Genomic DNA, 21,444 nt, shown 5'->3' with positions numbered 1-21,444 from the left:
TTGAAATGCATTCCCCCTGTGGGAGCGGGCTTGCTCGCGAAGACGTCCTGACAGGCAATAAAAATCCCCCGGAGCTGAACGCTCTCGGGGGATTTTTTTGCCTTGGGGAAACTCAGCGCTGGTGTACCAGAGCACCCGCCGCATAGGTCTGAGCCACGGTACGGTCATCGCCCAGCGTCATCAGCACGAACAGCGTCTCGGCAATGTTGTTGGCCTGTTTCAGGCGGTAGCTCAGCAGCGGCGTGGCGTTGTAGTCGAGCACCAGGAAATCGGCGTCGGAGCCCGGTTGCAGGTTGCCGATCCTGTCTTCCAGACGCAGTGCCCGCGCGCCGCCGAGGGTGGCGAGGTACAGCGACTTGAACGGGCTCAGGCGCGCACCTTGCAGCTGCATCACCTTGTAGGCTTCGTTCAAGGTCTGCAGCAGCGAGAAACTGGTGCCGCCGCCCACGTCAGTGCCGAGGCCGACGTTCAGTTTGTGTTTCTCGGCCATCGGCAGGTTGAACAGGCCGCTGCCGAGGAAGAAGTTCGAGGTCGGGCAGAACGAGATCGCCGAACCGGTCTCCGCCAGGCGCGCGCATTCGTCGTCGCACAGGTGAACGCCGTGGGCGAACACCGAACGTTCGCCGAGCAACTGATAGTGGTCGTAGACGTCGAGGTAGCCCTTGCGCTCCGGGAACAGTGCCTTGACCCACTCGATTTCCTTGAGGTTCTCGCTGATGTGGGTCTGCATGTACAGATCCGGGTATTCAGTCAGCAACTGCCCGGCGAGGGTCAGTTGTTCCGGAGTACTGGTCGGGGCGAAGCGCGGGGTGACCGCGTAGTGCAAGCGGCCCTTGCCGTGCCAGCGCTCGATCAGCGCCTTGCTGTCGACGTAGCTCGATTCAGCAGTGTCGGTCAGGTAGTCCGGCGCGTTGCGGTCCATCATCACCTTGCCGGCGATCATTCGCAGGTCGAGCTTCTCGGCGGCTTCGAAGAACGAGTTCACCGACTGCGGGTGCACGCTGCCGAACACCAGTGCGGTGGTGGTGCCGTTGCGCAGCAGTTCCTTGATGAAGATGTCCGCCACTTCATCGGCGTGTGCCTTGTCGCCGAACTGGCTTTCGCACGGGAAGGTGTAGGTGTTCAGCCAGTCCAGCAATTGCTCGCCGTAGGCGCCGACCATGCCGGTCTGCGGCAGGTGGATGTGGGTGTCGATGAAACCCGGGGTGATCAGCGCATCCTTGTGATGCGTGATCTCGATGTCCGCCGGTAGGGTCGGCAGCAGTTCGCTGGCGTGGCCGAGGGCGCTGATCTTGCCGCCATCGACCACCAGCAAGCCGTCTTCGAAATACTCGTAGGAGGCTTCGATACCGACCTCGGCAGGGTCGGCGATGCTGTGCAGGATGGCGGCGCGGTAGGCTTTGCGAGTCAGAGGCATGAGGGTTCTCTAATCAGTTTGAGGCTTTGAGTGTGGCGGCCTGACTGCGGCGCGAAACCGGCAGCAGTTTGGCAATCGGTTCGGCGCTGGCGGTGTGCTGGCCGAAATTGGCGTTATAGGTGGCGATGATTTCGCCGGCGATGGAGATGGCGATTTCCACAGGCAATTTGCCTTTGACTTCGCCGATGCCCATCGGGCAGCGCATGCGTTGCACGACGCTGGCATCGAAGCCACGGTCACGCAGGCGGTGTTCGAACTTGGCCCGTTTGGTCTTCGAGCCGATCAGGCCGAACCAGGTGAAGTCGTTACGCTTGAGGATCGCGGCGGTGAGTTCCAGATCCAGCTGATGGTTGTGGGTCATGACGATGCAGTAGCTGCCGGCGGGGAGGTCGTCGATTTCATCCACAGGCTCTTCGGCGACGATTTTACGGACGCCGTGGGGAATCTGTTCGGGAAATTCTTCTTCCCGGGAATCGATCCAGCGTACCCGGCACGGCAGGCTGGCGAGCAGCGGCACCAGGGCGCGACCGACATGACCGGCGCCGAACACAGCGATCTGCGCCTGCACCTGGCCCATCGGTTCGAACAGCAGCACCGTCGCGCCACCGCAGCACTGGCCGAGGCTGGCGCCAAGGCTGAAGCGCTCCAGATGGGTGTCCTGCTTGCCGCTGGCGAGCATCTCGCGGGCGATCTGCATGGCTTTGTATTCCAGGTGCCCGCCACCGATGGTGTCGAACGTCTGGCGGGCGCTGACGACCATTTTCGAGCCGGCATTGCGCGGCGTCGAGCCGAGCTCTTCGATGATCGTCACCAGAACACAGGGTTCGCCCTGGTTCTGCAGGTCGGCGAGGGCGTCGATCCAGTTGTACATGTTCACCTCGACATCTGTCGTTGTCTGTTCGGGCCTCTTCGCGAGCAAGCCCGCTCCCACATTGGATTTGCACAAGTCCAACAGTCAGCACATATCCCTGTGGGAGCGGGCTTGCCCGCGAAGGCCGCGCCTCGGTCTTTAGAGCGGAGCCAGCTCGGTTTCAGCCTCGACGGCCTTCACCACCTTGAGCTGACGCATCTGCTCGCAACCCCACAACACCCGCTCCGGGGTCGCCGGTGCGTCGATCTTTGGCTGATGCTTGTAGTCGCCCAGACTGGCCACCGCATCCTTGATCGCACACCACGCGGCGATGCCGAGCATGAACGGCGGCTCACCCACAGCCTTGGAGTGGAATACGGTGTCTTCCGGGTTCTTGCGGTTTTCCACCAGCTTCACCCGCAGGTCCAGCGGCATGTCAGCCACGGCCGGGATCTTGTAGCTGGCCGGGCCGTTGGTCATCAGCTTGCCCTTGTTGTTCCACACCAGCTCTTCCATGGTCAGCCAGCCCATGCCCTGAACGAAGCCGCCCTCGACCTGGCCGATGTCGATGGCCGGGTTAAGCGAGGCGCCGACGTCGTGGAGGATGTCGGTGCGCAGCATCTTGTACTCGCCGGTCAGGGTGTCGACGATCACTTCGCAGCACGCCGCGCCGAAGGCGAAGTAGTAGAACGGCCGGCCACGGGCCTGACTGCGGTCGTAGTAGATTTTCGGTGTCTTGTAGAACCCGGTGCTCGACAGTGAAACCTGATTGAAATACGCCAGTTGGATCAGCGCCTCGAAGGTCATGATGTGGTCACGAATCCGCACGTGGCCGTTGTGGAATTCCACGTCTTCTTCGCTGACCTTGTAGTGCCGTGCGGCGAATTCGACGAGGCGCTGCTTGATGATTTCTGCTGCGTTCTGCGCCGCTTTGCCGTTGAGGTCGGCGCCGCTGGACGCCGCCGTCGGCGAGGTGTTCGGCACCTTGTCGGTGTTGGTCGCGGTGATCTGCACCCGGTCCATTTCCACCTGGAACACTTCGGCCACGACCTGCGCGACTTTGGTGTTCAGACCCTGACCCATTTCCGTGCCGCCGTGGTTCAGGTGGATGCTGCCGTCGGTGTAGACGTGCACCAGCGCACCGGCCTGATTGAGGAAACTGGCGGTGAAGGAAATGCCGAATTTTACCGGGGTCAGTGCCAGGCCTTTTTTCAGGATCGGGCTGTTGGCGTTGTAGCGACGGATCGCTTCGCGGCGCTCGGCGTACTGGCTGCTTTCTTCCAGTTCGGCGGTCATTTCCTCGAGCATGTTGTGCTCGACGGTCTGGTAGTAGTGGGTGACGTTGCGCTCGGTCTTGCCGTAGTAGTTGGCCTTGCGCACGGCCAGCGGATCGAGATTCAAGTGACGGGCGATGGCGTCCATCACTTCTTCGATCGCGACCATCCCTTGCGGGCCGCCGAAACCACGGTAAGCGGTGTTCGACGCGGTGTTGGTCTTGCAGCGGTGACCATTGATGGTCGCATCGCCCAGGTAGTACGAGTTGTCCGAGTGGAACATTGCGCGGTCGACAATCGAGGCCGACAGGTCAGGGGAACAACCGCAGTTGCCGGCCAGATCCATCGCGATCCCGTGCAGGCGCCCAGTGCTGTCGAAGCCGACGTCGTACTCGACATAGAACGGGTGGCGTTTGCCGGTCATCAGCATGTCTTCGACCCGTGGCAGGCGCATCTTGGTAGGTTGACCGGTGAGGTGCGCGATGACGGCGCACAGGCATGCCGGGCTCGCAGCCTGGGTTTCCTTGCCGCCGAAACCACCGCCCATGCGGCGCATGTCGACCACGATCTTGTTCATCGAAACGTCGAGGACTTCGGCCACCAGTTTCTGCACTTCGGTGGGGTTCTGCGTCGAGCAGTAAACGATCATGCCGCCGTCTTCGGTTGGCATCACCGAGGATATCTGGGTCTCCAGATAGAAGTGTTCCTGACCGCCGATGTGCAGCGTGCCTTGAATGCGATGTTCAGCCGTGGCCAAGGCGTTGGCCGAATCGCCGCGCTGATGGGTGTGGCTGTCGAGCACGAAGTGGCGTTTGCGCAGGGCTTCGACCACGTCCAGCACCGGCTCCAGATCTTCGTATTCGATGATCGCGGCCATGGCGGCCTTGCGTGCGGTTTCCAGATCTTTCGCAGCGACGGCCAGCACCGGTTGACCGACGAACTGCACGTCATCGATAGCCAGCAGCGGATCGCCTGGCAGCAGCGGGCCGATGTCTTTCAGGCCCGGCACGTCTTCGTGGGTGATGGCGATGCGCACGCCTTCGAAGGCGTAGCAAGGCTTGGTGTCGATACTGATGATTTTCGCGTGGGCGCGATCCGACAGCCGTGCGTAAACATGCAGCTGGTTCGGGAATTCGAGCCGGTCATCGATGTACTGCGCTTCACCGGAAACATGCTTGGCGGCGCTGTCGTGCTTGACGCTGCGGCCGACACCGGTGGTCAGGTCCTTGGCGAACAATTCAGCCAGTTCAGCTTGAGTTTTCTCTACGCCGTGATGGTTAGACATAAGCGGTCACCCGAGTCTCGATGTGCGGTGTTTGCAGTTCGATGAAGTATTTGCGCAGCAGATTCTGCGCACTGAGCAGGCGATATTCCTTGCTGGCGCGGAAGTCCGAGAGCGGAGTGAAATCTTCGCCCAGCGCGATGCAGGCGCGTTCGATGACTGCGTTGTTGAACGGCTGGCCGAGCAGCACGGCTTCACAGTGAGCGGCGCGTTTCGGGATCGCGGCCATGCCGCCGAAGGCGACGCGAGCGTCGGTGATCACGCCGTTTTCGACACGCAGATTGAAGGCGGCGCAGACGGCAGAGATGTCGTCGTCCAGGCGCTTGGAGACCTTATAGGCGCGGAAGCGCTGCTCAGCCGTGGCGCGAGGCACGATGATTTTTTCGATGAACTCGCTTTCCTGACGCGCGGTGACCCGGTAATCGATGAAGTAATCTTCCAGGTTCAGCGTGCGGCGGGTCTCGCCCTTGCACAGCACGATCTGCGCGCCGAGGGCGATCAGCAGGGGCGGCGAGTCACCGATCGGCGAGGCGTTGCCGATGTTGCCGCCCAGCGTGCCCTGGTTGCGGATCTGCAGCGAGGCGAAACGGTGCAGCAGTTCGCCGAAGTCCGGGTACTCGGCGTTCAGCGCTTCGTAGCAGTCGGAGAGGGCAGTGGCGGCGCCGATTTCGATGCGGTCTTCAAAGGTTTCGATGCGCTTCATTTCGGCGACGTTGCCGACGTAGATCATCACCGGCAGGGTGCGATGGAATTGCGTGACTTCCAGCGCCAGATCGGTGCCGCCGGCCAGCAGGCGGGCTTGTGGATATGCGTCGTAGAGGTCGGCCAGATCGGCCACGGTCAGCGGCACCAGGCAACGTTTGTCGCCGCTGTTGAGTTCGCCGATGGATGTCGGGGCAATGGCTTTGAGGCGGGCGATGGTTTCCGCTTCGCGGGCGTCGAACTGGTCCGGTTGCTTGCCACAGCAGGATTGCTCGGCAGCGGCCAGGATCGGACGGTAGCCGGTGCAGCGGCAGAGGTTTCCGGCCAGCGCTTCGTGGGCCTTGGCATGGTCCGGTGCATCGCTGTTCTTTTGCAGGGCGAACAGCGACATCACGAAGCCGGGGGTGCAGAAACCGCACTGCGAACCGTGGCACTCGACCATGGCTTTCTGCACGCTGTGCAGTTCGCCCTTGTGCTTGAGGTCTTCGACGCTAATGAGTTGTTTGCCGTGCAGCGACGAAACGAACGTCAGGCACGAGTTGAGGCTGCGATAGCGAATGTGTTCGCGGCCATCGTCATCTGTCTGCAACTCGCCGACCACCACGGTGCAGGCGCCGCAGTCACCGCTGGCGCAGCCTTCTTTGGTGCCGGATTTGCCCACGTGTTCGCGCAGGTAGTTGAGCACAGTCAGGTTCGGGTCCAGGGCGTGCTCGCTACGGAGTTCCTGGTTGAGTAAAAACTGGATCACGGAAGGCCTCGCAGACTCATTATTGTTGTTAAGCGACTTGAGCCGAATTTAGCAGGTCTGACTTTTCGGTCAATGGTTTTCTGACTTAAAGGTCAGGAAAAATCATTTTGTCGCTCAACCACGTGTCTCTTCAGTATTGACCCTCATTGGATCAAACGCTTTTTTGCGGGATTCGTGCCAAAAACCGCTGTGCGGGCACTCCGCCATGACCGCGCATTGCGCTACACTGCGCCGCTTGTGCAGATCGAAGAGTTTGAAGGACAACCATGACGTTCAAGGCGCCGGACAGCCTCGCCGAGCAAATCGCTCACCACCTCGCCGAACGGATCATTCGCGGCGAAATGAAGCCGGGAGAGCGTATCCAGGAACAGAAGGTCACGCTGGCGCTGAACGTCAGCCGCGGCTCGGTCCGCGAAGCCTTGCTGATCCTCGAGCGCCGTCATCTGATCGCGATCCTGCCGCGCCGCGGCGCCCACGTCACCGAACTGACGGCGCACAAGGTACAGAGCCTGTGCACGTTGATGAGCGAGCTGTACATCCTGCTCGGCAACGCAGTGGCCAATGGCTGGCAGACCCAGGCCGACATGGCGCCGTTCGTGCAGATCCAGCAACGCCTGACCGCCAGCTACGAGCGTCAGGACATCCGCACCTTCGTCGACGACAGCTTCAACGTGATGCGCGCCGCGTATCCGTTCGCCAACAACCCGTACCTGCAGGAAACGGTGGAAAACCTGCAACCTGCCATGAGCCGTGCGTACTTCCTTGCACTGGAACAGCGCAAGGCCGAGATGAGCGAGTTCCTCGAACTGTTCGAACGCTTGCTGGCCGCCGTCCTCGCCCGTGACCTGCCGCAGATCCGCATCGTGCTGACGGCTTACGCCCAGCGCAGCTGCGATCTGGTGGTGTCCGCCCTGACGGTTGCCTGACCTTGCGCCTCAAGTGCATCAAGCTGGCGGGGTTCAAATCCTTCGTCGACCCGACCACGGTGAACTTCCCCAGCAACATGGCGGCGGTCGTCGGGCCGAACGGTTGCGGCAAGTCGAACATCATCGACGCCGTGCGCTGGGTGATGGGCGAAAGCTCGGCGAAAAACCTGCGCGGCGAGTCGATGACCGACGTCATCTTCAACGGCTCGACCAGCCGCAAACCAGTGAGCCAGGCGAGCATCGAACTGGTGTTCGACAACTCCGACGGCACGCTGCTGGGCGAGTGGGCGGCGTACGCGGAAATTTCGATCCGCCGCAAGGTGACCCGCGACAGCCAGACGACTTATTACCTCAACGGCGCCAAATGCCGTCGTCGTGACATCACCGACATTTTCCTCGGCACCGGCCTCGGCCCGCGCAGCTACTCGATCATCGAGCAGGGGATGATCTCCAAGCTGATCGAGTCCAAGCCGGAAGACCTGCGTAACTTCATCGAAGAAGCCGCCGGTATTTCCAAGTACAAGGAGCGCCGGCGCGAGACCGAAAACCGCATCCGCCGCACCCACGAGAACCTTGCCCGCCTCACCGACCTGCGTGAAGAGCTCGAGCGCCAGCTCGAACGTCTGCACCGCCAGGCCGAGGCCGCCAAGAAGTATCAGGAATTCAAGGCCGAGGAGCGCCAGCTCAAGGCGCAACTGTCGGCCCTGCGCTGGCAGGATCTGAACGATCAGGTCGGCCAGCGCGAGTCGATCATCGGCAACCAGGAAATCAGCTTCGAAGCGCTGGTCGCCGAGCAACGCAACGCTGACGCTGCGATCGAACGCCTGCGCGACGGTCACCATGACCTGTCCGAGCGCTTCAATCTGGTGCAGGGACGCTTCTATTCGGTCGGCGGCGACATCGCCCGGGTCGAGCAGAGCATCCAGCACGGTCAGCAGCGTTTGCGCCAGTTGCAGGACGACTTGAAGGAAGCCGAACGCGCGCGACTCGAAACCGAATCGCACCTTGGCCATGACCGTACCTTGCTGCTGACCCTCGGTGAAGAACTGGATCAACTGACTCCCGAGCAGGAAATCACCAACGCCGCCGCCGAAGAAGCCGCCGCGGCGCTGGAAGATTCCGAAACCGTGATGCACGGCTGGCAGGAGCAGTGGGACACCTTCAACCTGACCGCCGCCGAGCCCCGTCGTCAGGCTGAAGTGCAGCAGTCGCGCATCCAGCAGCTGGAAACCAGCATGGAGCGCCTGGCCGATCGGCAAAAGCGTCTGGGCGAAGAACGGGCGTTGCTCTCGGCCGATCCGGAAGACGCGGCGATCATGGAACTCAGCGAGCAGCTCGCCGAGTCCGAAGCCACCCTTGAAGATTTGCAGACCAGCGAAGCAGCCCAGGTCGAAAAACTCGAGCAACTGCGTCAGGAATTGCAGCAGGCGCTGACGGCGCAGCAACAGGCGCAAGGCGATTTGCAGCGCCTCAATGGTCGCCTCGCATCCCTTGAAGCCTTGCAGCAGGCCGCGCTCGATCCGGGCACCGGCACCGCCGAATGGCTGAAAGAGCACAATCTCGCCGAGCGTCCGCGATTGGCCGAAGGGCTGAAGGTCGAGGCCGGTTGGGAGCTGGCGGTGGAAACCGTGCTCGGCGCCGACCTGCAAGCGGTGCTGGTAGATGATTTCGACGGCTTCGATCTGTCCGGTTTTGCTCAGGGCGATCTGCGATTGCTCAGCCCCGGCAGTGATGGCGTGCGCGTGGCCGGCAGCCTGCTGGACAAGGTCGAGGCGCAGGTCGATTTGTCGCCATGGCTGGGCCAGGTCAAACCGGTCGACGGCCTAGAGCAGGCACTGGCCTTGCGCGGCCAACTGGCTGCCGGACAGAGTCTTATCAGCCGCGACGGTTATTGGGTCGGCCGGCATTTTCTGCGCGTACGCCGAGCCAGCGAAGCCGAAAGTGGCATGCTCGCTCGCGGCCAGGAAATCGAATCGCTGCATGCGGAACGCGAAGAGCGCGAAGCCACGGTCGAAGCCATGGAAACCCGTTTGCAGACCCTGCGGGCACAACAGCGTCAGCAGGAAAACGGCCGCGAACATTTGCGTCGTTTGCTGCAAGACGAAGCCCGCCAACAAGGTGAATTGAAAGCCCAGCTTTCCGCCGGCAAAGCCAAGGCCGAGCAGTTGACCCTGCGCCGCACCCGTCTCGATGAAGAGCTGGTCGAGCTGGCCGAACAGCGTGCGCTGGAGCACGAAAACATCGGCGAAGCGCGAATCCAGTTGCAGGACGCCCTCGACGCCATGGCTCTCGACACCGAACAGCGCGAGTTGCTGCTGGCCCAGCGCGACAGCCTGCGCGAACGCCTGGATCGCGTACGTCAGGAGGCCCGTCAGCACAAGGATCGCGCCCATCAATTGGCCGTGCGCCTCGGTTCGTTGCGGGCGCAGCACGATTCGACACGCCAGGCCCTTGAGCGTCTGGAAATGCAGGCCGAGCGCCTCACCGAAAAGCGTGAGCAGCTCAGCCTGAACCTGGAGGAGGGCGAGGCGCCTCTGGAAGAGCTGCGTCTGAAACTCGAAGAGTTGCTCGACAAGCGCATGAGCGTCGACGACGAACTCAAGACCGCGCAAATCGCCCTGGAAGACGCCGACCGCGAACTGCGCGACGCGGAAAAACGCCGAACCCAGGCCGAGCAGCAATCGCAATTGATCCGTGGCCAGCTCGAACAGCAACGCATGGAATGGCAGGCCCTGACCGTGCGCCGCAAGGCCCTGCAGGATCAACTGCTGGAAGACGGCTACGATCTGCACGGCGTGCTCAACACCCTGACCGCCGAGGCCAGCGAGAAGGAGGCCGAAGAAGAACTGGAACGCATCGCCGCACGCATTCAGCGCCTGGGCGCGATCAACCTCGCGGCGATCGACGAATACACGCAACAATCCGAGCGTAAACGTTATCTGGATGCCCAGGACGCCGATCTGGTCGAAGCCCTGGAGACGCTGGAAAACGTCATCCGCAAGATCGACAAGGAAACCCGTAACCGTTTCAAAGATACCTTTGATCAGATCAATGGCGGTTTACAGGCGCTTTTCCCGAAAGTTTTCGGTGGCGGACGCGCGTATTTGGAACTGACGGGCGAAGATCTACTCGATACAGGGGTGACGATCATGGCGCAGCCGCCCGGGAAGAAGAACAGCACCATCCATTTGCTTTCCGGCGGCGAAAAAGCCCTGACCGCACTGGCACTGGTTTTTGCGATCTTCAAATTGAATCCGGCGCCGTTCTGCATGCTCGATGAGGTTGACGCACCACTGGATGACGCTAACGTTGGACGCTACGCACGATTGGTCAAAGAGATGTCGCAGACCGTGCAGTTCATCTATATCACCCACAACAAGATCGCCATGGAAATGGCCGAGCAGTTGATGGGCGTGACGATGCATGAGCCGGGTTGTTCGCGACTGGTAGCCGTGGATGTCGAGGAGGCGATGGCGATGGTGGATGCCTGAGCCGGCGCAGTGTCGGAAAGGTATTTGAAGGTTGTAGGACTTTTTTACCAGCTCCGACTTGCTGGCCAATCGACATATTCGCGCAAGCCAATGAGACAGACGGTGTAAAGTTGTCTTTGGTCGTGCTAGTTTAATGTCAATTTTTCGTATACGTGGGCAAAACGCCTGTCAGAACATAGAGTTGGCGCCACGTTTTAAAGCGGTTTGCACAGTGTAAACCCCTTATTTTTCAGCATTTTTTATAGAGGCACGGGATTACATGGAAATCGGTCTGCGCGAGTGGCTGATCGTCATCGGCATCATTGTGATAGCCGGTATTCTTTTCGATGGCTGGCGCCGTATGCGCGGCGGCAAGGGAAAACTGAAATTCCGTCTTGACCGAAGTCTGTCCAACCTGCCGGACGAGGACACCAGCGCTGAGCTGTTGGGCCCGGCCCGCGTACTGGACAACCATAAAGAGCCGCAACTGGACGAACACGACCTGCCATCGGTGAGCATGCCGGCCCGCGAACCACGCGAGCCTCGCGAATCCGGTTCCAAGCGCGGCAAGCGTGGCAACAACGGTCCGGCCCAGGGTGACCTGAACCTTGATCTGGACCTGGACGGCGGTCCGAGCTTCAGCAGTCGTGACGATGATTTCGTCGAGCCTGTCGCCAAGTCGTCGCCGGCAATGGCCGACAAGGATCAGCCGCAAGCTGAAGAGGTACTGGTCATCAGCGTGATCTGCCGCGATCCGGCCGGCTTCAAGGGCCCGGCACTGTTGCAGAACATTCTGGAAAGCGGCCTGCGTTTCGGCGAGATGGACATCTTCCACCGTCACGAAAGCATGGCCGGCAACGGCGAAGTGCTGTTCTCCATGGCCAACGCTGTCAAGCCGGGCATCTTCGATCTGGACGACATCGACCATTTCAGCACCCCGGCGGTGAGCTTCTTCCTCGGCCTGCCAGGCCCGCGTCATCCGAAGCAAGCCTTCGACGTGATGGTCGCGGCAGCCCGCAAGCTGTCCCAGGAACTGAACGGCGAATTGAAAGATGACCAGCGCAGCGTCCTGACCGCGCAGACCATCGAGCACTACCGTCAGCGCATCGTCGAATTCGAACGTCGCGCCCTGACCCAGAAGCGTTGATTGAAAAGGTTGCCTCGCAATAAAGGGGCAATCGGCAAATACAGATTGAGCAGCCTCGGCTGCTCTTTTGCTTTATGAGAGAACACCCATGACTGCCGCCAAAGACCGCATTCTAGAGCTGCGTGCTGAACTCGATCAGCACAACTACCGCTACCACGTTCTCGATGAGCCGAGCATTCCGGATGCCGAGTACGACCGGTTGTTTCATGAGCTCAAGGCGCTGGAAGCGGCCAACCCGGACCTGATCACCAGCGACTCGCCGACCCAGCGCGTCGGCAGCGTGGCGCTGACCGCGTTTACCCAGGTGCGTCACGAAGTGCCGATGCTCAGCCTCGGCAACGCCTTCGAAGAAACCGACATGCGCGAGTTCGACCGTCGGGTGACCGAGGGCCTGGATCTGCCGGCTGGCGACCTGTTCGGCGGTGGCGCGGCGGTGGAATACAGCTGCGAACCAAAGCTCGATGGCCTGGCAGTCAGCCTGCTGTATCAGGATGGCGTGCTGGTGCGCGGCGCCACACGCGGCGACGGCACCACTGGCGAAGACATCAGCGTCAACGTGCGCACCGTGCGCAACATTCCGCTGAAGCTGCACGGCGAAGGCTGGCCGGCGACGCTGGAAGTGCGCGGCGAAGTGTTCATGTCCAAGGCCGGTTTCGAGCGCCTGAATGCCTCGCAACTGGAAGTCGGCGGCAAGACCTTCGCCAACCCGCGCAATGCCGCCGCTGGCAGCCTGCGCCAGCTGGATTCGAAGATCACCGCCAATCGTCCGCTGGAATTCTGCTGCTACGGCATCGGTCAGGTCTCTCACGATATTTCCGACACCCACATTGGCAACCTCAAGCAACTGCAAGCCTGGGGCATGCCGATCAGCCACGAATTGAAACTGGCCAAAGGTATCGGCGAATGCCTGGATTACTACCGCGTTATCGGTGAGCGCCGTAACTCGCTGGCCTATGAAATCGACGGCGTGGTGTTCAAGGTCAACAGCATTGCCGATCAGCGCGAACTGGGCTTCCGCGCCCGCGAACCGCGCTGGGCGATTGCCCACAAATTCCCGGCCATGGAAGAACTCACCGAACTGCTCGACGTGGAATTCCAGGTCGGCCGTACCGGCGCCGTCACCCCTGTGGCGCGCTTGAAACCGGTCAAGGTCGCTGGCGTCACGGTGGCCAACGCCACATTGCACAACATGGATGAAGTCGCACGATTGGGCCTGATGATCGGTGACACGGTGATCATTCGCCGCGCCGGCGATGTGATCCCGCAAGTGGTGCAAGTGGTCCTCGAGCGCCGCCCGGAGGATGCGCGGCCCGTGCAAATCCCTGAGAACTGCCCGGTCTGCGGATCTCACGTCGAGCGCACGCAACTGGTCAAGCGCAGCAAGGGCAAGGAAACCATCAGTGAAGGCGCGGTGTATCGCTGCGTCGGTCGTCTGGCCTGCGGTGCGCAACTGAAGCAGGCGATCATTCACTTCGTGTCGCGTCGGGCGATGGACATCGAAGGCCTTGGCGAAAAGAGCGTCGAGCAATTGGTGGACGAAGGCCTGGTCAGTTCGCCGGCCGATCTCTACGCGCTGAAGTTCGATGACATCGTCGACCTGGAAGGCTTCGCTGAGGTGTCGAGCAACAAGTTGCTGGCGGCCATCGAAGACAGCAAGAAGCCAGGTCTGGCGCGCTTCATTTATGCGCTGGGTATCCCGGATGTCGGCGAGGAGACGGCCAAGGTGCTGGCGCGTTCGCTGGGGTCGCTGGAGCGCGTCCAGCAAGCCTTGCCGCAAGTGCTGACGTACCTGCCGGACATCGGCCTGGAAGTGGCGCACGAGATTCACAGCTTCTTTGAAGATGCGCACAACCAGCAGGTGATCACCGAGTTGCTGGGCCACGGTCTGCAGATTCAGGATCAGGGTGAGCTGGGTGCCGAGTTTGCCGCGAGCACCACGCTGGGAGGCTTCCTCGACAAGCTGCACATTCCTTCGGTAGGGCCGGGCGGCGCGCAGAAGCTGGCGGACAAGTTCGAAACGCTGGAAGGGGTGATGAACGCTGACTGGCTGGACATGCGCCAGGCGTTGCCGGAGAAACAGGCCAACTCGGTGCGTGAGTTTTTCGAACTGCCCGAGCATCGGCAGCTGGCTGAAAGTGCCGAGAAGCAGTTGCGTGATTTCGGTATGCACTGGCAGAGCGAGAAAAAAGTCGTCGAGGGCCTGCCATTGGCCGGCGAAACCTGGGTGCTGACCGGCAAGGTCGAGCTGATGAGCCGGGACGTCGCCAAGGAACACCTGGAAAGCCTCGGCGCCAAGGTCGCCGGCTCCGTGTCGGCCAAGACCCATTGCGTGGTCGCAGGGCCGGGCGCCGGATCGAAACTGACCAAGGCCAACGAGCTGGGCGTGAAGGTCATGGATGAAGAGGCGTTTATCGCGTTCCTGAAAGGACACGGTATTTCTGCCTGACGCAATGCGCGGGAACGATCAACTCGCGGGAATGATCTAGTCTTGGCAAGCCCCAGGGAGAGATCGCCATGTACCGCTTTTTCGAGCAGTTGAGTTCCCGTATCGTCGCGCCGTTCATGGGCGAATCCTCGCGCAACAGCAAAGTCTGGCCGTGCCGCTGCGGCCAGTCGCTGTTCTTTCGCAACAGTCAGTGCCTGGCTTGCAACGCAGCGCTGGGTTATCAACCGGAACACAGTCGGCTGACGTCGCTGCAACCGGGGCCGTTTGAAGGCACCTGGACGCTGGATGCCGATCCCGAGGCCGGCCTGTTCCGGCGCTGCGCCAACCTCGACACCCCGGCGGCCTGCAACTGGCTGCTGCCCGCCAACGATCACGACACCCTGTGCGCGGCCTGCGATCTGAATCGCACCATCCCCGATCTGTCCGTCCCGGAGAACCCCGAACGCTGGCGCAAAGTGGAAATCGCCAAGCGCCGAATGGTGGCGCAACTGATCAGTCTCGGCCTGCCGGTCATCCCGAAAACCGTCGACGAAGACACCGGCCTTGCGTTCGATTTCATCGGCGTCGATCTGCAAGGCAATGCACCCATGACCGGCCACGCCAACGGCCTGATCACTCTCGACATCGCAGAAGCGGACGATGCCCACCGCGAGCAAGTCAGGGCGCAGATGCACGAACCCTATCGCACGCTGCTCGGGCATTTTCGCCATGAGGTCGGGCATTACTACTGGGATCGCCTGATCGACAATGGCCCGTGGCTCGGTTCGTTCCGCAACCTGTTCGGCGACGAACGCGCCAGTTATGCCGAGGCGCTGGAGCGGCATTATCAGCAGGGCGCGCCGGCGGACTGGCCGCAGCACTACGTCAGCGCCTACGCCACCATGCACCCGTGGGAAGACTGGGCAGAAACCTGGGCGCATTACCTGCACATGATGGATGCGGTGGATACCGCGCTGGGTTTCGGCATGAGCGCCCGGGAAATGGACCTGGATTACCAGCCGTTTCCGTCGAGCACGCTGTACGACCCCGAACATCCCGGCGGCGCGGCGTTCCTGTCGTTCGTCAACGCGTGGATCGAACTGGCCGGCATGCTCAACGAACTGTCACGCAGCATGGGCCAGCCGGATTTCTATCCTTTCGTCCTGCCGCCGTCGGCGATTGCCAAGCTGCACTTTATTCATCTGGTGATCCAGCAAGAGGGCGGCCGGGCGGACGAGGTGCTTCAGGCGCAATAGCAAGTGCTTGAAGCCCTTCATATTTTTAATCTGCAACCAGCGGTTGTAACTTCGTCGCAGATAGGTACAATGGCGCGGCTCGCCGAGAGGTGAGCATCGTTATGGTGACCCTATCGGTCCCCCCGCAACGATTACCCGTGAACCTGGTCAGAGCCGGAAGGCAGCAGCCACAGCGGGAACATTGTGTGCCGGGGTGTGGCTGGTAGGGTTACCACCTTAACGAACATCGAACAAATCAACGCCGAACTGCATGGGTTTCGCCCACTGCGGTTTTTTTATGCCTGCGATTTGGCGGTTCGTCCCCAAACCCTCTGCTAGCAAGGGCGTCGACGCGGGGTAATCATTTCCCTTGCGATCCCGCATACTCGCCACAACCGAAATAAATGAAGAGTCTGGCCAGGATCGACCTTGTAAGGTCTGGGCCCTGGCCGCGAGGTTTTATGCTCCCGGAACATTCCGATCTATCCAGCCCTGTATTCTTGCCCGTCACGGATGAAACCTGCGCGAACCTGTTGCAGGCGAGTGGCGCCAAAGCCCTCGAAGCCCTGACCGATCCAGAGTTGGCGGCAGTGCTGGTCATCCAGAATCTGGTGCAGACGAAAGAGCAGGATCTCGGTGCTGTGGCAGCGGAGAAGATTCTGGCCAAGCTCTTGTCCTGGGCTGCCGAAAAGCGGCAGTCAACAACGGCGGGCCTGCTGTCCGAAGCACAGCGGCTGTTCGATCCGCGCAAACTGTATTTCGGCCTGAAGGTCCTCCAACCGCTGAACCTGCGTTTTCTGCTGGCCGAAGAAGTGTCGGCACGCGACTATTTATTGCCCGATGGTCAGTGGGATTTTGAATACAAGGTTCGACGCCATCGCAGCCATGACCCGTTCAGCCAGCCGATCGTGACGCCCCGGCAACGCGAGCGTTGGTTGAGCCCGGCACAGGACAAACTGGTCAGGACTTTCCGCGCCAACCTGGATGAAGACCTCCATGTTCAAGGTTATGCGGGGATCGGCAAGAGTCATCTGTTGGTGGCCCTGCTGGAGCATCTGCGGCCGGAAAAGACGCTGCTGCTGGCACGCACCCCCGCCAAGCTGGAAGTCCTTCGTCAGCGCATGGTGGGGCCGAGCGAGAAGAAGGCCGGCAAGACCTTCCTGGCGTTTGCGCAGTCGCTGATGCTGGGGCGCAGGCCTCAGGCTGAAGGAGCGGCTCGGATCCCGACCCGGCAGGCGCTGGCGCAGGAGCTGAATATCTTCGGTTTCCGCCACCATGACGGGCCGGCGACCCTAGAGCTCTGCCTCAAAGTGATCGAGCGCTACTGCCGCTTCCGCGATCACACCTTTTCGGCGAAGCATCTGCCGCATTTCAACCAGCCGCTCTCCAGCATGGACGCTCAGGTTCTGTTGGAGTATTCGAGCCGGGTGTGGGGCTACCTAGAACTCAATCCGGCGTGGGGCAGCCAGACCGGGTTCGAAGTGCTACTGATGATCAAGCGGGCCTGCATTGCCGGTTGCGTGGTACCGGCGCGCTACACCCACGTGTTGATCGACGAGAGCCAGGATATTCCCGGCTCGTTGTTGCAGATCATTGAACGTGGCCGCCAGGTGTTGATCACCCTCGGCGACGAGTACCAACAGGCCAGCGGCGTGCCGGTCAAGCGCCACCGTGAGGTTCGCCAAAGCGATATCAGCTATTCCGTGCGCTCGGGCCGCAACGTCGAACGGCTGGTCAACCCGCTGATCGCCCGGCATTCGCAGAAGGGCAAGATACCGTTCGAGGGCGCCAGTGATGCTGACGTCGTCATCAAGGAGTACCCGGAAGGTTTCGTACCATCCGAGGGATGCGTGGTGCTGACGGCATCGCCTTGGGACACCATGATCTGGGCCATCCACCTGCACGATTCCAACTGCAAATTCAGATTTCCGGACAAGCGAACTCAGGATGATCTGAAGCATTTCATGGCCACCGCCATTGAACTGTTCAAGCCCGACTTCTACCGTTCCGAATTCAGCGAAAACGGCGTGCATCCGTACTTCAGTGACCTGCCCGACTGGCAAGCCGTGTGCGACGCCAACCAGTTCGACGAGTCGTTTCTGCGGGTCAAGGCCAAGCTGGAAAACGGCTTCATGATTGCCGACCTGACACGCCTGAACCGAATGATCGACAACGCCGACCACTGCTGCATGTTGATGCTGGCAGAAGAGGCGGGCGGCATGGAGTTCGACAAGGTGCTGCTGACACCCGGGCTGCTGACCAACGAGAAATTCAAGGATGCCTACGCGTTCGATCAGCGGATCTGCGCCGTGTACATCGCCATCTCCCGCGCCAGGCTGAAGCTTTACGTGCCGTACGATGTGGTCGCGTGGGTCGAGTATCACGAGTACCAGAAATTTCGCGATACGGCGGGGCATTGAGGGGCTGGCTTACCGTTCGCCGTCCGAGCTCCCGGTATACAACCGAATAATGTCATCAATCTCCCCCGATATTTTCATCCGCAGCAACGTCCTCAATATCCGCTGCACCGGGACTTTCGGATCGTTGCGTACGTAGCAGCCAACCTGCTGCTCCTGCAATACCGCCACCCCTTGCAGTTGCTGCCCCGGCAGCAGGCGCTGGTTGAACCAGTCCAGGGTCCATTGATTGCTCACGGCGTATCGGTAGCGACCGGCCAGCAGCTTGTCCAGGACCTGTTCCTGGTTGCGTGCGTCTTCGCGCCATAAACGGTCGGCGTCGAACAGCGGCTGAAGCGTGGGGTAGCTGTAGCCGAGCACGGTGCCGATCGACTGGCGGGGCAGGTGAGTCGGATCGATGCTGGGTGGTTGATCCTGACGGCTGACCAGCAGGTCGCGCTGGAACAGCAGCGGAATGCTCCAGATGTAATCGCCGGACTGGTTCGGCAGCCACGATTGCGCGGCATAACAGCGTACGTCGACTTCACCGTGTTCCATGGCGTTCTGCACCCGGGTGCGGGGCAGCACGTGAAACTCCGCCGGCGCGCCGACCTGGGTCGCGAGGCTGAGCATCATGTCGTAAAGAATGCCCTGGGCCGGTCGGCCACGTTCGTATTGCACCAGCGGCATCGCCCAGCTGTCGGCCATGGCGAAGCGCAGCGGCGGTTGCGCCGCCATCACGTTCAGGCTGATTCCCAGTATTGCCCCCACGGCCCACCGCATAAATGCTCCGGTAATTCCCGTTCCCGTGCCGACAAAAGCCCCCGCCCATGCAGCTTAGCCAGAATAGAAGAGCGCACCGGATGCAATTTTGGCCTTGCTCCGCTAGCATTAGCCGCTTCTGCTTCCTTTGCCGCGACGGTTTTCGATGAGTTATCAGGTTCTTGCACGTAAATGGCGTCCGCGCTCGTTCCGCGAAATGGTCGGCCAGACCCATGTGCTCAAGGCTCTGATCAATGCCTTGGACAGCCAGCGCCTGCACCACGCCTACCTGTTCACCGGTACGCGGGGGGTCGGCAAGACCACGATTGCGCGGATCATCGCCAAATGCCTGAACTGTGAAACAGGTATCACTTCAAGCCCTTGCGGCGAGTGTTCGGTGTGCCGCGAGATCGATGAAGGCCGCTTTGTCGACCTGATCGAGATCGACGCCGCGAGCCGGACCAAGGTCGAAGACACCCGCGAACTGCTCGACAACGTGCAGTACGCCCCGAGCCGCGGGCGCTTCAAGGTCTACCTGATCGACGAAGTGCACATGCTCTCCAGCCATTCCTTCAATGCGCTGCTGAAAACCCTCGAAGAGCCGCCGCCCTACGTCAAGTTCATCCTGGCGACTACCGACCCGCAGAAACTTCCGGCAACGATTTTGTCGCGATGCCTGCAGTTCTCCCTGAAGAACATGACGCCTGAGCGTGTGGTCGAGCATTTGACTCATGTCCTGACCGCCGAAAACGTACCGTTCGAAGACGACGCCCTGTGGCTGCTCGGCCGTGCGGCCGACGGTTCGATGCGTGACGCCATGAGCCTGACCGATCAGGCCATCGCCTTCGGTGAAGGCAAGGTTCTGGCCACCGACGTACGGGCGATGCTCGGTACGCTGGATCACGGTCAGGTCTATGACGTGTTGCACGCTCTGATCGAAGGCGACGCCAAGGCATTGCTCGAAGCCGTGCGCCACCTGGCCGAACAGGGCCCGGACTGGAACGGCGTGCTCTCGGAAATTCTCAATGTGCTGCACCGTGTCGCCATCGCCCAGGCCTTGCCGGAAGGTGTCGACAACGGCCACGGCGACCGTGACCGGGTGCTGGCGCTGGCCCAGGCCTTGCCGGCCGAAGACGTGCAGTTCTATTACCAGATGGGCCTGATCGGTCGCCGCGACTTGCCGCTGGCGCCGGACCCGCGAGGCGGTTTCGAAATGGTGCTGCTGCGGATGCTGGCCTTCCGGCCGGCAGACACGGCGGACGCCCCGAGGCAACCGCTAAAGCCAGTGGGGATCAGCCAGGCCACAGTTGATTCCGCAAACTCAGTGGCTGCCGCGCCGAAACCAGCGCCGGTAGTTGCTGCGGCTGTTGCGCCGGCTCCGGTGATTGCTCCAGCGCCTGCACCTGTTCCCGAGCCCGTCCCGGTTACCCCGGTGATTGCGCCTGAACCCGTTCCCGAGCCAGTGCCAGAGCCCGAACCGGCCGCCGTCGAGGAAGTCGTCGATCTGCCTTGGAACGACCCGGTAGAAACGGCGCCTGTGCAGCAGCCAGTGGTTGAGCCGGTGCTGGAAACCACTGCCGAACAACCTGATTTGCCGCCGATGCCGCTGCCGACCCCGGACAGCGTTGTGCCGGATGCCCCGGAGTGGGCCGCTGCGCCGATCCCCGAGCCATCCGTGGCCGAAGTCGATGCCTTTACGCCGGGCATGGACATGGACGATGAGCCGCCGCTCGACGAGGACTACATCGAGCCGGACATGGATTCGGCCTACAGTTACCTCGACGATCTGGCCAGTGAACACGCCGCCGATCCGGCACCGGAGCCTGAGCCGGAACCCGCCGCCGCGCCGGCCACCGGTCTGGCCCTGCAATGGCTGGAACTGTTTCCGAAATTGCCGATTTCCGGCATGACCGGCAGCATCGCCGCCAACTGCACGCTGATCGCAGTCGATGGCGACAACTGGCTGATGCACCTGGACCCGGCCCACAGCGCCTTGTTCAACGCCACTCAGCAACGTCGTCTGAACGATGCGCTGAACCAGTACCACGGTCGCACGCTGAACCTGAGCATGGAGCTGATCAAGCCCGAGCAGGAAACCCCGGCCCAGGCCGCGTCCCGGCGCCGTGCCAACCGCCAGCGCGAGGCTGAGGAATCGATCCACGGCGATCCGTTCATCCAGCAGATGGTGCAGCAGTTCGGTGCGGTCGTGCGACACGATACTATTGAACCTGTCGACGCCCTGGTCAGTCAGGGCTAATAACTGAAGGCGTTCGGCTGAAGTGGCCGGACGCTGTATTGATCCAAGTACTTTTGAGGTGATTACCATGATGAAAGGTGGCATGGCCGGCCTGATGAAGCAGGCACAGCAGATGCAGGAAAAAATGGCCAAGATGCAGGAAGAGCTGGCCAACGCAGAAGTCACCGGCAAGGCCGGCGGCGATCTGGTCACCGTGGTGATGACCGGCCGTCATGACGTGAAAAAAGTCAGCATCGACCCAAGCGTGCTGCCGGGCCTGGACGAAGACGACCGTGAAGTGGTCGAGGATCTGGTGGCCGCTGCCGTAAACGCCGCCGTGCGTCAGATCGAAGCCAACAGCCAGGCCAAGATGGGCAGCATGACCGCTGGCATGAACCTGCCGGCCGGTATGAAACTGCCATTTTGATTCGCCTTTGCGGGTTGGATGAGCTACAAAAAAATGCCAGGCATCGCGCCTGGCATTTTTGTTTCTGGCTCATAAATGTGTGGTGTCCGGCAGGTCGACGCCTTCGCGAGCAGGCTCGCTCCCACAAGGGAGTGCATTTCAAATGTG

13 protein-coding genes and 1 other RNA gene are annotated in these 21,444 nt (G+C 61.3%); 9 read left to right on the top strand and 5 right to left on the bottom strand.

Annotated features, from left to right (window positions below; translation table 11 throughout):
- Nucleotides 1-112: 112 nt before the first annotated feature.
- The 4 genes from guaD to xdhA form a co-directional block, all read right to left on the bottom strand.
- On the bottom strand, nt 113-1,417 hold the full coding sequence (gene guaD, locus ACW9HX_RS27000) for a guanine deaminase (protein ID WP_457382932.1): 1,305 nt from the start codon (nt 1,415-1,417) through the stop codon (nt 113-115).
- 13 nt (nt 1,418-1,430) lie between these two features.
- Nucleotides 1,431-2,288 carry a xanthine dehydrogenase accessory protein XdhC gene (gene xdhC / locus ACW9HX_RS26995; protein ID WP_007952025.1) on the bottom strand — a complete coding sequence of 286 codons (858 nt, stop codon included), beginning with the start codon at nt 2,286-2,288 and terminating at the stop codon, nt 1,431-1,433.
- Nucleotides 2,289-2,426: 138 nt separating this feature from the next.
- Nucleotides 2,427-4,826 (bottom strand): xanthine dehydrogenase molybdopterin binding subunit, encoded by a 2,400-nt coding sequence (gene xdhB / locus ACW9HX_RS26990; RefSeq protein WP_457382931.1) that lies wholly within the window; start codon nt 4,824-4,826, stop codon nt 2,427-2,429.
- Nucleotides 4,819-6,273, bottom strand: a complete 1,455-nt coding sequence (gene xdhA / locus ACW9HX_RS26985; protein ID WP_457382930.1) for a xanthine dehydrogenase small subunit — start codon at nt 6,271-6,273, stop codon at nt 4,819-4,821. The genes xdhB and xdhA overlap by 8 nt, the downstream gene beginning before the upstream one ends.
- Before the next feature lie 266 nt (nt 6,274-6,539).
- Here xdhA and ACW9HX_RS26980 point away from each other — a divergent pair, with 266 nt between their 5' ends.
- The 7 genes from ACW9HX_RS26980 (at nt 6,540) to ACW9HX_RS26950 (ending at nt 17,896) form a co-directional block, all read left to right on the top strand.
- The gene (locus ACW9HX_RS26980) at nt 6,540-7,199 is read left to right on the top strand and encodes a GntR family transcriptional regulator (protein WP_011333269.1); all 660 of its coding nucleotides are present in this window, start codon (nt 6,540-6,542) and stop codon (nt 7,197-7,199) included.
- Nucleotides 7,200-7,201: 2 nt separating this feature from the next.
- On the top strand, nt 7,202-10,690 hold the full coding sequence (gene smc / locus ACW9HX_RS26975) for a chromosome segregation protein SMC (protein ID WP_457382929.1): 3,489 nt from the start codon (nt 7,202-7,204) through the stop codon (nt 10,688-10,690).
- A gap of 259 nt (nt 10,691-10,949) precedes the next feature.
- Complete coding sequence (gene zipA, locus ACW9HX_RS26970; protein WP_457382928.1) at nt 10,950-11,816, top strand: cell division protein ZipA; 867 nt, start codon at nt 10,950-10,952, stop codon at nt 11,814-11,816.
- 88 nt (nt 11,817-11,904) lie between these two features.
- Nucleotides 11,905-14,262, top strand: coding sequence for an NAD-dependent DNA ligase LigA (gene ligA, locus ACW9HX_RS26965; protein WP_457382927.1), 2,358 nt, complete (start codon nt 11,905-11,907; stop codon nt 14,260-14,262).
- A 68-nt stretch (nt 14,263-14,330) separates the two neighbouring features.
- Nucleotides 14,331-15,497 carry a zinc-binding metallopeptidase family protein gene (locus ACW9HX_RS26960; protein WP_457382926.1) on the top strand — a complete coding sequence of 389 codons (1,167 nt, stop codon included), beginning with the start codon at nt 14,331-14,333 and terminating at the stop codon, nt 15,495-15,497.
- 111 nt (nt 15,498-15,608) lie between these two features.
- Nucleotides 15,609-15,705, top strand: an RNA gene (gene ffs, locus ACW9HX_RS26955) — signal recognition particle sRNA small type.
- Nucleotides 15,706-15,937: 232 nt separating this feature from the next.
- Nucleotides 15,938-17,896, top strand: coding sequence for a hypothetical protein (locus ACW9HX_RS26950; protein WP_457382925.1), 1,959 nt, complete (start codon nt 15,938-15,940; stop codon nt 17,894-17,896).
- A 9-nt stretch (nt 17,897-17,905) separates the two neighbouring features.
- Here the strand turns inward: ACW9HX_RS26950 and ACW9HX_RS26945 are convergent, their stop codons facing one another.
- Complete coding sequence (locus tag ACW9HX_RS26945) at nt 17,906-18,655, bottom strand: substrate-binding periplasmic protein (RefSeq protein ID WP_457382924.1); 750 nt, start codon at nt 18,653-18,655, stop codon at nt 17,906-17,908.
- Nucleotides 18,656-18,800: 145 nt separating this feature from the next.
- Here ACW9HX_RS26945 and dnaX point away from each other — a divergent pair, with 145 nt between their 5' ends.
- Complete coding sequence (dnaX, locus tag ACW9HX_RS26940; RefSeq protein WP_457382923.1) at nt 18,801-20,891, top strand: DNA polymerase III subunit gamma/tau; 2,091 nt, start codon at nt 18,801-18,803, stop codon at nt 20,889-20,891.
- Between the two features lie 67 nt (nt 20,892-20,958).
- Nucleotides 20,959-21,297: a YbaB/EbfC family nucleoid-associated protein gene (locus ACW9HX_RS26935; RefSeq protein ID WP_007951650.1), complete on the top strand. Its 339-nt coding sequence runs from the start codon at nt 20,959-20,961 to the stop codon at nt 21,295-21,297.
- Nucleotides 21,298-21,444: the final 147 nt, after the last annotated feature.

It is taken from the genome of Pseudomonas sp. SDO52101_S400 (assembly GCF_054071635.1).
The sequence above is the reverse complement of the archived record's forward strand: the minus strand, read 5'-3'. Positions and strand labels throughout refer to the sequence as shown.